Raw genomic sequence first — 12,987 nt, forward strand, 5'->3', positions numbered from 1 at the left:
ATAAAATGAAAAAGGTATTATTAGTATTGATGGTTATTTTAAGTTTAGTTGTATACGCTGAATATGTGAATATAGTAGATTTAAATTATGATGAATTTGGAGTGAAATATAAAATAATTCCTTATAATAAATTAATAGAAAATAATGGGAAAAATAGCAAAGAGTCTTTTGTTGCAATTAGCGGAATTGTGTATGATGTTACCTATGAAAAACCATGGGAAAAAGGATATCATGAAGGCTATAACGCTGGATCAGAACTAACATTTGAAATTTTAAGACTTTCACCTCATGGTGTGAGTAAATTAAAAAATATTGATTATATTGGAATTTTAGCTTTTACTTATAATGAATTAAAAAAATTCAACGGAAAAAATGGGAATAAAGCATATGTAGCAGTTAATGGAATAGTGTATGATGTATCTCACTCTAAATTGTGGAAAAATGGAGAACATAAAGGAAAACATGAAGCTGGAAATGATTTGACATATGAAATAACAAAGCTGTCGCCACATGGATTAAAGAAATTAGATAATGTTTTTCCAATTGGTATATTAATATATAGTTTTGATGAATTAAAGAGATTCAATGGAAAAGACGGAAATAAGGCATATGTAGCAGTTAATGGAATAGTGTATGATGTATCTCACTCTAAATTGTGGAAAAATGGAGAACATAAAGGAAAACATGAAGCTGGAAATGATTTGACATATGAAATAACAAAGCTGTCGCCACATGGATTAAAGAAATTAGATAATGTATATAAAGTAGGATTTTTATTTTATTGACAAAATAAAATTTTTAATATATAATTAATTTCGTAAGAGGAGGGATTTTTGTGGATACAATCGAATTAGTTGTTAAAGTATTATCAGAATCAAAAGAGCCGTTAAAAGCTGGAGAAATAGCAGAAAAGGCTGGGATTGATAAAAAAGAAGTAGATAAAGCAATAAAAAAATTAAAAAAAGAGGAGAAAATTGAATCTCCGAAAAGATGTTACTATATTATAAAGAAATGAGTGTAGGCTGAAACCTTAAGGTTTCAGTCTATTTTTTTGATAACTTAAATAGAAAGGAGAGAAACATATGAGAATTGCTGTAATTGGTTTTGGTGCTGCAACTGTAGGTTTTTTGAAGGAAGTAGATACAACTAAAAATGAGGTAATAGTTTTTGAAATGAATAAAGATATTTTTTCATCTTCGATCAGCGGTATAAGAGCTGATGGGAAATTGTTCGTTTCTTCAGAAATGGGAGGAGATTTAGAGGAAATACTTTTTGATAAAAAGTTGCAGAAAGAAATAGTGGATTATTATTCTGAGTTGTCTGAGACAGAACCAGAAGTTGGATCAAGAGAGAATATTGAAGAATTACAAAAAAGATTTTTTATTAATGGTTTTAAGTTAGTTGAGTCGGAATTTTTCCATATTGGTACAGATAAATTAAAAACATTTCTTAAAAATGCACATAATGAATTTATAAAAAAAGGGGTTAATTTTAAATTTAATTCTTTTGTGAAAAATATTGATGTACAAGAGAAAATATTAATTGAATATATAGATAGAGAAACTAGAGCTGATCTAAAAGATTATTTTGATAAGGTTTATGTTGCAGTAGGGCGCAGTGGTTTTAAATTAATTGACACTTTAACGAAAAAATATCCCGACATAATATTATCTAACACGAAAGTGGATTTAGGTGTAAGATTTGAATTACCAAATATTGTAGTTAAAGAATTAAATGAAGCTTTATATGAGTTTAAAGTTAAATTTAAGTCATCTAATGGGCAATTAGTAAGAACATTTTGTAATAATCCGTCTGGGTATGTTGTGACAGAAAAATATGCAGATTTTATAACTGTGAATGGACATGCAATACATGATCAAAAATCTACAAATACTAATTTTGCAATTTTGGTAACGCACTCTTTTACTAAACCATTTAACGACCCAAATGGTTATGGATCATATATTGCTAAGCTTTCTAATATTTTAGCTGGAGGTAATAAAGTTATACTTCAAACATATGGAGATTTTAAAAAAGGAAAAAGAACCAAAAAATTATGGAAAGTTTTTCCAACATTAAGTAATAATGAATATGTTTTAGGCGATTTGAACTTAGTATTTCCAAGTAAAACATCGATATCTTTAATAGAATTTATAGATAATTTAAATCAAATTATACCGGGTATTGCTGATGAAGAAAATCTTTTATATGGTGTTGAAGTAAAATTTTATGGTAAAAAATTAAATAACAATTTATTTGAAAATCTTAAATTTATAGGAGATTGTTCAGGTCATACGAGAAGTATTGTGCATGCAACGGCTCATGGAATTATAGAGGCAAGAAAAATCAAATAAAACTAATTTTTTAATTTTGTTTTGAAACTATCGTAAAGTTAATACTTTATACTTATTATGATATAAAAAAAAATTTATAAACGATGGAGAGTAATATTATGGACGATTGCGTATTGATCGCTGAAATATTTAAGGCATTATCACACCCTACACGATTAAGAATATTAAAATTATTAAATGAAAAAAAATGTAATGTTATTGATATTTCTGAAGAATTATCACTAACTCAGTCAAGTGTTTCTCAACACCTTAAAATTTTAGAAAATTCTGGAATCATAAAAAAGGAAAAAGAAGGAAATGTTGTTTTTTGCGAAATTAAATATAAAAGTATATTTAAACTATTTGATGATGCTAAAAAAATTATTCATAATGAATTACAGGAAGCTCATAAGACAATAAAAAACTCTTAATCCACATCATCAGATGTGGATTTTTTATTCTTTATTTTTTTTTTAAATGTTTTACTGTATATTTAACTACAATACCTATAACAAAATGATCTATTGAAATTTTAAAATATAAAATATCTATAAACTGTTTGAAAGTAAAATTCATAAAATATGCATAAATATATATTACAACTATATATAAAAGGATTGAGGTTAAAAAATATATATATTTTCTTTTTTCTCTTTCTTTAAAGATACATATTTCTCTAATTATTGCAATTATTATAATCATTATACAAGTAAAAACAAACCCCATAGAAAAAATTGAGGGATACTTATAACTAAAAATACGTTTAGAAGTTCCAAAAGTAGGTAGAATATACCAAAAATAAAAGCAATCAAAAATAACAAAGTATAAAAAATCCTTTATATTTAGTGGAATTATTTTTTTTATATCAATCACCTCAATAAGTATATAATACTTTTTTAAATTCTATTTTAGTTGAAAAAATTTCGTATCCTGCTATATAAAAATCAATATTATATAATCCTAAAAAATTTTTTGTGTTTTGTTTAAATACCACTGTAATGTTTTTATTTGGATTGGTAAAATCTGGAGATATAACATTATAATATGCATTATATATTATATATTATATTATATCATCTTTCGTTAATACACAAAAAATAGGTAAATATTTATTGCTTTTTAGTATTTTTTTGATTTTTAAATTTACTAAAATTTCATTTTCAACGCCACTATAAAAAACAGATTTATTATTTTTTGATTCATTTGAAAATATGCTAAATTTCATATTTTCATATTTAAAACTACTAGATTTCTTACGATTACATATACCATATCCATTAATTATTTCAAATTTATGTGTATTAAAAGGAATTGGATAGAAAATCTTTTTCCTAATTTCTAACATGTAATAATCATAATCATTATATTTTGATTTTTCTTCTAATGGAATTGAGGATATGACCTTCAAATTTTTATTGAGTATAATTATTGATATTTCTTTATACTTTCTCATAATTAATTAATTTTTCTTGGATGATATAAATCATTGGTGTCTACTATTTTAAAATCGGACGAAAAATACCCATCCAAAAAACCTTTTGCAAAACCTACAGCAGCTCCTGTAACTGCACCACCTATACCTCCGCCAAATTTAACACCAGCATAAGCGCCCAATACAGCATTTTTTACACCGCTGTTAATTCCATTTGCGGTTCTTCTTGCGACTTCTTCATTTTTTCCTGTTACTTCATCGCGCAATTCCATATTATATTGTTTCCAATAATCACTAGAGTCATGAGAAATACCATTGTTAATATACATACTATCCCTCCTATTTTAAAATTTTAGAGAAACAATTTTTAAAGTTATTACATATAGTTATTTAATTTAAAATAATTTTAGCAAAAAAAAAAAAAAAAAAATCAACAAATTAATGTAAATTTTATGTAAAGCAGTATTTAAACTATTTGATGATGCAAAAAAGATTCTTTATGAAGAATTAAACGCTGTACATAATATGATTAAAAATTCCTAATCCACATCGTCAGATGTGGATTTTTATGGTATAATAGTAATATGATTGCAATTGAAAAAAATATTTTAAATATGTCTGAATTAAAAAAACTTAAACATAAATATATAATTTTTGATGAAAATACAGAAATTGATTCTGTAGATATTTTTGTTTCTTCAACTATACAAAACAATCATTATACAATATTGATTACGGATAATTTAAGTAATAAAATATTAAAAGCTGATGATTTTATTTTGAAACCTTTTGATATTGAAGAATTAAATTATAGAATAGAATTAGGATTAAAAAAGGTTAAAAGAATTAAAGAACTGGAGAGATTATCTCTAATTGATTATCTAACAGGTGTATATAATAGAAGAGCAATTACAGATTTATTAAAGAAAGAAATAGAAAGATCAAAAAGAGAAAATAAATTTTTTTCTGTTATTATACTGGATTTTGATAACTTTAAAAGTGTTAATGATAAATATGGTCATGATGCTGGTGACGAGGTATTAAGAAAAACTGTTGAATTAATTAGACAAAAAATCAGATATTATGATTTAATAGGGAGACTTGGTGGAGAAGAATTTTTAATTATTTTATCTAACATTTCAATAGAAAATTCCTTAAAGGTTAGTGAGAGAATACGAAAAGCCATTGAAGAGAATATTGTATATATAAATGGTCATAAAATTAAAATTACGGTAAGTCAGGGAGTGTCAATGTTTAATGGAAATAAAAATATTGATCAATTGATAAAGGAAGCAGATTTAGCTCTTTATGAAGCAAAGGAAAAAGGAAAAAATAAGGTGATATTATATAACAACCCCCGGTAAGTTTCCGGGGGTTGTTGTTATTTCACTAAAGCATTCATGCCTGCTTCTATAGCTTTTAAATTTATATCCAATAAATCTGCTTTTTTTCCTTTTAGTGATTTTTCCAATGCAGCTTTTACAGATTCAAAGGAAACAGCATTAGTTGCTTTTAAATATGCACCTAACATAACCATATTCTGAACTTTTATATTTCCTAATTCATCAGCGATATCATTAGCAGGGATTTTATATATTTGAACATCTTTTCTTTCAGGTTCTCTATCAATAACTGAGGAATTTAACAATAATATACCATTTTCAGGCAATAATTTTTCGAATTTATACATTGAAGGAATATTAAATGCAATAACTTCAGTTGGTTGATCAACTACAGGTGAAGCAATGTATTTTTCAGAAACTACTACTGTACAATTAGCCGTTCCACCCCTCATTTCCGGACCATATGAGGGTAACCATGTTGTATATAAATTTTCATACATTGCAGCTAAAGATAATATTTTTCCAAATAACATTACACCTTGGCCACCAAAACCTGCAGCTATGAATGCATGATGTTTCATTTTTCATCACCCACCTTATCTACATAAACGCCTAATGGAAATTCAGGTACTAAATTTTCTTCTAACCATTTATTTGATTCAACTGGAGGAATTCCCCAGTTTGTTGGACATGTTGATAACACTTCAACCATTCCAAAACCTTTTCCCTGAATTTGAGCTAAAAATGCTTTTTTTATCATCTTTTTCGTTTTTAAAACATCTTGAGGTTTGTTAACTTTTGTTCTTGCTAAATAAGCTACACCTGGCAAATTTGATAAAATTTCAGCCATATGTAAAGGATAACCTTCATTTTCAGCACTTCTTCCGTATGGCGAAGTTGTGGTTTTCATTCCTAATAATGTAGTTGGAGCCATTTGACCACCAGTCATTCCATAAATAGCATTGTTAATAAATATTGTTGTGATTTTTTCTCCTCTGTTTGCTGCATGTAATATTTCAGCTGTACCTATAGCAGCTAAATCACCATCACCTTGATATGTAAAGACAACATTTTCTGGCATAGCTCTTTTCATTCCAGTTGCAACTGCTGGAGCTCTTCCATGAGGTGCAACTGTTCCATCAACATCAAAAAATTCATATGCGAAAACCGAACAACCAACAGGAGCTACCATCAAAGTTTTTTCTCTTATTCCTAATTCATCTATAATTTCAGCAACTAATCTATGAACTATTCCATGATGACAACCTGGACAATATGTGAATTCTTTTCCACTCAATGATTCAGGACCTTTAAACTTTATTTTATAAGACATAATTTTCCTCCTTTCTTATATCAATTCCATTAATTTTGCTAATACTTCATTTGGTGTTGGAACAACCCCTCCGGTTCTACCATAAAATTCAACAGGTTTTTTTCCATTAACTGCTAATTTTACATCTTCAACCATTTGTCCCATACTCATTTCTACTGTGAAGAATAATTTTGCTGAATCCGCCAATTTTGCTAAAGCATCATATGGATAAGGCCATAAGGTTATAGGTCTGAATAATCCAGCTTTTACACCTTTTTCTCTTGCCATATCAACTATTGTTTTTGCTATTCTTCCCATTGTACCATAAGCAACTATTACTATTTCAGCATCTTCTGTTTTATATTCTTCCCACATTTGTTCGTTTTCTATGATTTTCTTATATTTTTCTTGATATCTTAAATTCATTTTTTCTAATACATATTCATTTATATCAAATGATGTAATTTTATGAGGTTCGCGACCCTTTGCTCCCTGCATTGCCCAGGAACTATGATCTGGTAATGTGTTTAAATCTCTGAAATCTGGAAATTCAACAGGTTCCATCATTTGCCCTAACATACCATCAGCAAGTATTAAGGCTGGATTCCTATATTTATCAGCAACATCAAAAGCTTTTGCTGTTAGTTCTACAGCTTCTTGCAAAGATTCTGGTCCATACACAACTAATCTATAATCACCATGACCGCCACCTTTTGTTGCCTGGAAGTAATCACTTTGAGCAGGTTGTATGTCTCCTAAACCAGGCCCTCCTCTAACAACATTAACAAATACAACAGGTAATTCTGCACCTGCAATATATGATACACCTTCTTGCATTAAACTGTAACCAGGTGAAGAAGTTGATGTCATAACTCTATGACCAGTAGCAGCTGCACCATATAACATATTCACTGCAGCAACTTCACTTTCGGCTTGTAAAAATACTCCATCTACCTGCGGCATCCTTCTTGACATATATTCAGTTAATTCACTTTGTGGTGTTATTGGATATCCAAAGTATAATCTACATCCAGCTCTTATGGCAGCTTCACCAATTGCTTCTGTACCTTTAACCATCACTTTTTCAGCCATTCAATATCCCTCCTTAAGCCTTTGCTTTTTCTAATGTTGAAACTGTTATACATACATCGGGACACATCTGATAACAGAATCCACATCCTATACATTTTTCCGGATTTAAAACAGCTGCAGGATGATACCCTTTAGCATTAAATCCTTCAGAGAAACCTAAAGTTCCAGTTGGACATGCATCTATACAAAGACCACATCCTTTACATCTTTCCTGATCAATTTCAACTTTGTTCTTGTATTCCATCGTATCCCTCCTTCTATTTAACTATAATTGATATACTTTATCTAAAAATCTTTTTAATATAAATTTTGTATATTTTGTATTCAATTCTTTTAAATATTCTGGAACAACTGTAAATGCTACAGGTATTCCAGTCTTTTCAGATACTGATTCTAAAAGTTTTTCCCCTTCTAATATTATTTTTTCTGTTGTTTCATTCTGTAAATTAGAGTTTGAAATAAGATAATCTATTTTTCTTCTAGCCTTAGCACTTAGCCTTTCAATATAATATATAATGTCATCAACGTTATTCATAAAAGGTCGTTTTGTATTAACAACAAAATATGTAGCTGTTTTAGTTTGATCAAGAAAATTTTTTAAAGATCCAACTACCGTTGAACCATCTTCATTTCCACCGGCATCAATTATTGTTTGAAATTCAGGATTTACTATATAACCACCAACCTGCGGAGGAATTATAGGTAAATCAGCATGCATAAATTTTCTCGGAGGAGTTATAACCTTTATTCCCATATTTTCTAAAATGTCAATTTCATCTCGTGTTCTGAAATATGGACTTATTACATCAATATCCGCAATTGCAACATTTTCATATTTTTCTTTTAAATATATAGAAGAATTTAAGGCAATTTCTGTTTTTCCAGATCCAAACATTCCAATAATTACGTGACATTTATATTCTGTATTAAGCATATTTTCCCTCCGTTGGAGGATAACTCTTAACTTTTTCTATTCCTTTTAAAGCCCTTAATGCAGCCTCAGCTAAAGCCTTTTCTTCATCTCCACCTGGAACAACATAAATAGGAGCTATGAATTCTGTGTGTTCAGTAAGCCACTTAACCATATTATTTTTATCGTAAGCTAATCCGCCAGTTAAAATAATTCCATCGACTTCAAAATTTAAAGCCGTTGCCATTTTTCCAATCCATTTTGCAATTTGTAAAGCCATAGCTTTATAAATTAATGTTGCGTATTCTTCACCATCTTCTACTCTTTTTTGAACTTCAAGAGCATCATTTGTATCTAAATAAGCTACCAATCCGCCTTTACCTTTTATTCTTTTTTTCATTTTATCTAAAGTAATACTATCTGAATAGGCTAAATCGATTATCTGTGTCATAGGTAATGTTCCAGACCTTTCAGGGGTAAAAGGGCCGTCGCCATCCAGTGCATTATTTACATCAACAACTTTCCCTTTTTTATGGGCACCAATTGAAATTCCACCACCCATGTGAACCACTATTAAATTAATTTCTTCATATTTTTTATTCATTTTTTCAGCTATAAGTCTTGCTACAGCTTTTTGATTCAAAGCGTGAAAAATAGATTTTCTTTCAAAATCAGGATGCCCTGAAAATTTTGCAATTTCATCCATTTCATCAACAACTACTGGATCCGCAATATATGATGGAATATCATATTCTGATGCTAATTCATGAGCTATTAAAGCACCTAAATTGGAAGCGTGTTCTCCGTACTTTCCTTCTCTTAATTCCTCTTTCATTAGTTCATTTACTTTGTACACACCACCAGGAATAGGCCTTAAAAGACCACCTCTACCTATAATAGCTGAAAATGAAGATATTTGATGACCTTCTTTTTCTAAAAACTTTTTTATAACTTCTTTTCTGAATTCATATTGTTCTGCTATATGATTAAAAGGAGACAATTCTTCAGATGTGTGTCGTACAGTTTCTTTGGAAACTAAATTTTCATCTTCATATATTGCTAATTTAGTTGATGTGGAGCCAGGATTTATAACCAATATTTTGTACATATTATTACCTCCTATGCCAAGAGTACAGATAATGCAATTGATAACAATTTTGCATCATCAGAATCTGCTCTTGAAGTCAATACTACAGGTTTTTTCCCACCTAAAATCGTACTCGCAACTCCTGCTTTGGAAAGAAATACCATAGATTTATAAAAAATATTTCCTGCTTCAATATCTGGCATTATTATAATATCTGCGTCTCCTGCAACCACGCTTTTTATACCTTTATGCTCTGCGGCTTCTTTTGATATAGCATTGTCCATTGCAAAAGGACCATCAACAATACAACCTTTAATTTGCCCTCTTCTATTCATCTGAGTTATAATAGCAGCATCTACAGTAGCCGGCATTTTTGTATTTACCTTTTCAAGAGCACCTACAATAGCAACTTTAGGATTTTCTATTTTCAGGGCATTTGCGACCTTTACTGCATTGTTTATAGAATCAACTTTTTGTTCTAATGTTGGTGCGATTACCATACCAGCATCAGTTACAATTAATAATTTATGGTAATTCTCAATATCAAATACGCTAACTAAATTAATTGTTCCTTTTATTCTTAAATCATATTCTTCTTTTAAATAAACAGATAGTAATTCTCCTGTAGTTATATGACCTTTCATTGGTAAATCAATTTTCCCTGATGAAACATCCTCTATTGTTTTTACTATTGCTTCTTTGTTTGTATTGCAATGAATGATTTTCATTTCTGAAATATCTATATCATTATTTTCTGCAATCTCCTTTATTTTCTCTTCATCTCCATATAATACTACATTACATATATTTTCCTTAACAGCTCTACTTACTGCTTTTAATACAACGTCATCTTCTGCAGCAGCAACACCAACCGTTTTTTTATTTTCAAGATTCTGTGCTAATTGTATTATTTTATTGATTCTCATATTATCACCTCACATTTCCCATTCTTTAGCTTTTTCTTCAGACTTTAAAATTCTTAAAGCACCTTCAGCTAAAGCTTCCATTTCAAATGACCCTGGGTATAACATTATTAAAGCTATTTTTGAAACTCTTTGTTTTATCATGTCAATAAAAATCTCATTTCTTGCCATTCCGCCGGTAATAATTATCGCATCAACATCCCCTTTTAAGACTGCTGCCATTCCACCTATTTCTTTTGAAATTTGATATGCCATAGCTTCAACCACTTTTTTAGCATAATCATCATGTTCGGCTTTTTTCATTGCTACTCTCAAATCATTAGTACCTAAATATGCAACCAAACCACCTTTACCAATATATCTTTTTTTCAATTCTCTTTTATCATACTTTTTGGAAAAAGCTATTTTAACTAGATCGCCAACTGGTAATTCTCCAGTTCTTTCTGGACTAAATGGGCCTTCATCATTTGCATTATTAACATCTATCATTTTACCTTTTCTTTGAGCACCTATAGATATACCTCCACCAAGATGTACTATAATAAAATTGCATTCTTCATAATTTTTTTTCAATTCATTTGCTGCTTTGCGAGCTACACTTTTCATATTTAATGCATGAAATAAACTTTTTCTTTCTATTTCTGGTATACCAGATATTCTTGATTCTGGTATGAATTCATCTACTGATACTGGGTCTGTTATAAAAACAGGAATTTCATTATTTGCCAATTCCCACCCAATTACTGCGGCTAAATTTGATGCATGTTCTATTTTTGTTTTATCTTTTAAATAATCAACCATTTCTTCATTAACTTTATATGTACCACTTTCAAGTGGTGGCAAAACACCTCCTCTAGCAGCAATAGCATCAAAATCAGTCATTTTATATCCATACTTTTCTATAAATTCTACGATTTCACTTTTTCTTAATTCTATTTGATCCATTAATCTATTATATTTATCTAATTCTTCAGTAGAATGTGTAACTTCTTCTGAAACAATTATTTTATTTTCTTCAAATACAGCTATTTTTGTTGATGTGGAGCCAGGATTAATTACTAATATTCGATACATTTTTCCACCTCGCATAGAATTATTTTATTTTTAAAGTAATTCCTTTTTTCTTTGCATATTCTTCAATAGTTTCCCTTAATCTTTTTGTTCCTTCTTCAAGTTCTTCAAATGAAGGAAGACAGAAGGAAACTCTCATTGTATTTCTTTCTGGTTCTTCTACATAGAATGTTTCCCCAGGAATATATATTATTTTCTTTTCTTTTGCAATCTCAAACATTTCCATTGTATCAAAACCTTCTGGCAATATTATCCAGGAAAATAATCCACCTTCAGGATGTATCCATTCGACACCTTCGATATTACCCAGATATTTTTCCAATGCTTCCATAAATTTATCCTTCTTTTCTTTATATAATTTTATCGTTGGTTGAATTTCCTCGAATAAATCGTGTTTTTCCATAAATCTTGCAGCTATTCTCTGGGTTAATGTCGATGAACAAAGATCCATTCCCTGTTTTGCAAGGACCATTTTTTTAATTAATTCTTCATTTGCAATTATTACACCAATCCTTAAACCAGGAGATAAAACCTTACTAAAGGTATTTAATAATATTACCCTTTTTCCTTCATTTAATTTAAAAATACTTGGAAGTTTTTCTCCTTCAAATCTTAGTGCGCCATATGGATCATCTTCAATAATTATGAAGTCATATTTTTCTGCTAATTCTATTAATTTCTTTCTTTTTTCTAATGACAAGGTTATTCCTGCAGGATTGTGAAAATTACTTACAGTATATACAAATTTAAATTTATCAATCTTTCCTTCTTTTTCAAGTTTTTTTAACTCACTTTCTAAAATATCTAAATTCATACCATCTTTTTCTAATGGAATACTTATATAATTAGGATTTCTCTGATTAAATGCACTTCCCGCGCCTAAATAAATTGGTTTACTTACTGCACAATAACTATCTTCATCTAAAAATACTGTTCCCAATATAAACAATGCCTGCTGAGAACCTGTTGTAATCATTATATTTTCTTCATTTAAGCAATGTATGTCTTCGTATTTTTTTAATAATCTGATATACTGTTTTATTAATTCAGGATCACCTTCGGTTGAACCATATTGCAACGCAACCTTGTATTCATTCATTATTACATCATTTGCTATTTTAGATAATTTTTCTATTGGAAATGTTTCAGGATCTGGAATACCGCCACCAAATGAAATAATTCCTTTTGCCGTTGCAGTTTTCAACAGTTCTCTAATGATGTTTGATTTAATTCTGTTTACTGTTACAGAATATTTACTTTCAAATTTCATACATTTCACCCCTCCGAATTTAGTTTTTTTCTCATTTTTATTTTACACTTTTAAATATATTTTTACAAAGTTGATTACAGAGGTATATATCGGGTTATATAGAATTATATGTGATTATATGCTGTGTGAAAAATTTTTCACGAAATTTTTTTCAATAATGCTGTTGGCTTTTCATTATAATATATTGTATAATTGGTATAGAAATTTTTATTTA

Annotated in this window: 17 protein-coding genes; 5 read left to right on the top strand and 12 right to left on the bottom strand. The window is 29.0% G+C overall.

The window, feature by feature from the left end; translation table 11 throughout:
- Positions 1-5 precede the first annotated feature (5 nt).
- From XO12_RS00235 to XO12_RS00255, 4 genes are all read left to right on the top strand, one after another.
- The gene (locus tag XO12_RS00235; protein WP_217683604.1) at positions 6-785 is read left to right on the top strand and encodes a cytochrome b5 domain-containing protein; all 780 of its coding nucleotides are present in this window, start codon (positions 6-8) and stop codon (positions 783-785) included.
- Positions 786-835: 50 nt separating this feature from the next.
- Entirely contained in the window at positions 836-1,015 is a 180-nt protein-coding gene (locus XO12_RS11260) for an HTH domain-containing protein (protein WP_175419503.1), read from the top strand.
- Positions 1,016-1,082: 67 nt separating this feature from the next.
- Positions 1,083-2,354: an NAD(P)/FAD-dependent oxidoreductase gene (locus XO12_RS00250; protein WP_175419504.1), complete on the top strand. Its 1,272-nt coding sequence runs from the start codon at positions 1,083-1,085 to the stop codon at positions 2,352-2,354.
- A 98-nt stretch (positions 2,355-2,452) separates the two neighbouring features.
- A complete protein-coding gene (locus XO12_RS00255) occupies positions 2,453-2,764 on the top strand; it encodes a helix-turn-helix transcriptional regulator (RefSeq protein WP_175419505.1) in 312 nt (103 codons plus the stop codon).
- A gap of 31 nt (positions 2,765-2,795) precedes the next feature.
- Here XO12_RS00255 and XO12_RS00260 read toward each other — a convergent pair whose 3' ends face one another.
- The 3 genes from XO12_RS00260 to XO12_RS00270 form a co-directional block, all read right to left on the bottom strand.
- Positions 2,796-3,035: a hypothetical protein gene (locus XO12_RS00260; RefSeq protein WP_175419506.1), complete on the bottom strand. Its 240-nt coding sequence runs from the start codon at positions 3,033-3,035 to the stop codon at positions 2,796-2,798.
- Between the two features lie 361 nt (positions 3,036-3,396).
- Complete coding sequence (locus XO12_RS00265; protein WP_175419507.1) at positions 3,397-3,786, bottom strand: hypothetical protein; 390 nt, start codon at positions 3,784-3,786, stop codon at positions 3,397-3,399.
- 2 nt (positions 3,787-3,788) lie between these two features.
- On the bottom strand, positions 3,789-4,094 hold the full coding sequence (locus tag XO12_RS00270; protein ID WP_175419508.1) for a hypothetical protein: 306 nt from the start codon (positions 4,092-4,094) through the stop codon (positions 3,789-3,791).
- A gap of 255 nt (positions 4,095-4,349) precedes the next feature.
- Here XO12_RS00270 and XO12_RS00275 point away from each other — a divergent pair, with 255 nt between their 5' ends.
- Positions 4,350-5,129, top strand: coding sequence for a GGDEF domain-containing protein (locus XO12_RS00275; protein ID WP_175419509.1), 780 nt, complete (start codon positions 4,350-4,352; stop codon positions 5,127-5,129).
- Between the two features lie 17 nt (positions 5,130-5,146).
- Here XO12_RS00275 and XO12_RS00280 read toward each other — a convergent pair whose 3' ends face one another.
- Genes XO12_RS00280 through XO12_RS00320 form a run of 9 tightly spaced genes read right to left on the bottom strand, consistent with a single transcriptional unit; the run spans position 5,147 to position 12,773 of the window.
- On the bottom strand, positions 5,147-5,689 hold the full coding sequence (locus XO12_RS00280; protein ID WP_047264909.1) for a 2-oxoacid:acceptor oxidoreductase family protein: 543 nt from the start codon (positions 5,687-5,689) through the stop codon (positions 5,147-5,149).
- Positions 5,686-6,441 carry a thiamine pyrophosphate-dependent enzyme gene (locus XO12_RS00285; RefSeq protein WP_047264908.1) on the bottom strand — a complete coding sequence of 252 codons (756 nt, stop codon included), beginning with the start codon at positions 6,439-6,441 and terminating at the stop codon, positions 5,686-5,688. The genes XO12_RS00280 and XO12_RS00285 overlap by 4 nt, the downstream gene beginning before the upstream one ends.
- A gap of 15 nt (positions 6,442-6,456) precedes the next feature.
- Positions 6,457-7,512: a 3-methyl-2-oxobutanoate dehydrogenase subunit VorB gene (locus XO12_RS00290; RefSeq protein ID WP_047264907.1), complete on the bottom strand. Its 1,056-nt coding sequence runs from the start codon at positions 7,510-7,512 to the stop codon at positions 6,457-6,459.
- A 13-nt stretch (positions 7,513-7,525) separates the two neighbouring features.
- The gene (locus XO12_RS00295) at positions 7,526-7,756 is read right to left on the bottom strand and encodes a 4Fe-4S dicluster domain-containing protein (RefSeq protein ID WP_047264906.1); all 231 of its coding nucleotides are present in this window, start codon (positions 7,754-7,756) and stop codon (positions 7,526-7,528) included.
- A 21-nt stretch (positions 7,757-7,777) separates the two neighbouring features.
- The gene (locus tag XO12_RS00300) at positions 7,778-8,446 is read right to left on the bottom strand and encodes a cobalamin biosynthesis protein CobQ (RefSeq protein WP_175419510.1); all 669 of its coding nucleotides are present in this window, start codon (positions 8,444-8,446) and stop codon (positions 7,778-7,780) included.
- Complete coding sequence (gene buk / locus XO12_RS00305) at positions 8,439-9,530, bottom strand: butyrate kinase (RefSeq protein ID WP_047264904.1); 1,092 nt, start codon at positions 9,528-9,530, stop codon at positions 8,439-8,441. Before buk (XO12_RS00305) ends, XO12_RS00300 begins: the two co-directional genes overlap by 8 nt.
- Positions 9,531-9,541: 11 nt before the next feature.
- Positions 9,542-10,435 (bottom strand): bifunctional enoyl-CoA hydratase/phosphate acetyltransferase, encoded by an 894-nt coding sequence (locus XO12_RS00310; protein WP_047264903.1) that lies wholly within the window; start codon positions 10,433-10,435, stop codon positions 9,542-9,544.
- A gap of 9 nt (positions 10,436-10,444) precedes the next feature.
- On the bottom strand, positions 10,445-11,506 hold the full coding sequence (gene buk / locus XO12_RS00315) for a butyrate kinase (protein WP_175419511.1): 1,062 nt from the start codon (positions 11,504-11,506) through the stop codon (positions 10,445-10,447).
- 19 nt (positions 11,507-11,525) lie between these two features.
- Positions 11,526-12,773: a PLP-dependent aminotransferase family protein gene (locus tag XO12_RS00320; RefSeq protein WP_047264901.1), complete on the bottom strand. Its 1,248-nt coding sequence runs from the start codon at positions 12,771-12,773 to the stop codon at positions 11,526-11,528.
- Positions 12,774-12,987: the final 214 nt, after the last annotated feature.

The organism is Marinitoga sp. 1154 (genome assembly GCF_013363285.1).
Taxonomy (GTDB): domain Bacteria; phylum Thermotogota; class Thermotogae; order Petrotogales; family Petrotogaceae; genus Marinitoga.

What these genes read in the sequence shown, in the direction of transcription:
- XO12_RS00290 (WP_047264907.1), bottom strand. Translation starts at nt 7,512, where the DNA reads ATGGCTGAAAAAGTGATGGTTAAAGGTACAGAAGCAATTGGTGAAGCT.
- XO12_RS00270 (WP_175419508.1), bottom strand. Translation starts at nt 4,094, where the DNA reads ATGTATATTAACAATGGTATTTCTCATGACTCTAGTGATTATTGGAAA.
- XO12_RS00250 (WP_175419504.1), top strand. Translation starts at nt 1,083, where the DNA reads ATGAGAATTGCTGTAATTGGTTTTGGTGCTGCAACTGTAGGTTTTTTG.
- XO12_RS00320 (WP_047264901.1), bottom strand. Translation starts at nt 12,773, where the DNA reads ATGAAATTTGAAAGTAAATATTCTGTAACAGTAAACAGAATTAAATCA.
- XO12_RS00295 (WP_047264906.1), bottom strand. Translation starts at nt 7,756, where the DNA reads ATGGAATACAAGAACAAAGTTGAAATTGATCAGGAAAGATGTAAAGGA.
- XO12_RS00300 (WP_175419510.1), bottom strand. Translation starts at nt 8,446, where the DNA reads ATGCTTAATACAGAATATAAATGTCACGTAATTATTGGAATGTTTGGA.
- XO12_RS00310 (WP_047264903.1), bottom strand. Translation starts at nt 10,435, where the DNA reads ATGAGAATCAATAAAATAATACAATTAGCACAGAATCTTGAAAATAAA.
- XO12_RS00260 (WP_175419506.1), bottom strand. Translation starts at nt 3,035, where the DNA reads ATGATTATAATAATTGCAATAATTAGAGAAATATGTATCTTTAAAGAA.
- buk (WP_175419511.1), bottom strand. Translation starts at nt 11,506, where the DNA reads ATGTATCGAATATTAGTAATTAATCCTGGCTCCACATCAACAAAAATA.
- XO12_RS00275 (WP_175419509.1), top strand. Translation starts at nt 4,350, where the DNA reads ATGATTGCAATTGAAAAAAATATTTTAAATATGTCTGAATTAAAAAAA.
- XO12_RS00285 (WP_047264908.1), bottom strand. Translation starts at nt 6,441, where the DNA reads ATGTCTTATAAAATAAAGTTTAAAGGTCCTGAATCATTGAGTGGAAAA.
- XO12_RS00265 (WP_175419507.1), bottom strand. Translation starts at nt 3,786, where the DNA reads ATGAGAAAGTATAAAGAAATATCAATAATTATACTCAATAAAAATTTG.
- XO12_RS00255 (WP_175419505.1), top strand. Translation starts at nt 2,453, where the DNA reads ATGGACGATTGCGTATTGATCGCTGAAATATTTAAGGCATTATCACAC.
- XO12_RS00280 (WP_047264909.1), bottom strand. Translation starts at nt 5,689, where the DNA reads ATGAAACATCATGCATTCATAGCTGCAGGTTTTGGTGGCCAAGGTGTA.
- buk (WP_047264904.1), bottom strand. Translation starts at nt 9,530, where the DNA reads ATGTACAAAATATTGGTTATAAATCCTGGCTCCACATCAACTAAATTA.
- XO12_RS00235 (WP_217683604.1), top strand. Translation starts at nt 6, where the DNA reads ATGAAAAAGGTATTATTAGTATTGATGGTTATTTTAAGTTTAGTTGTA.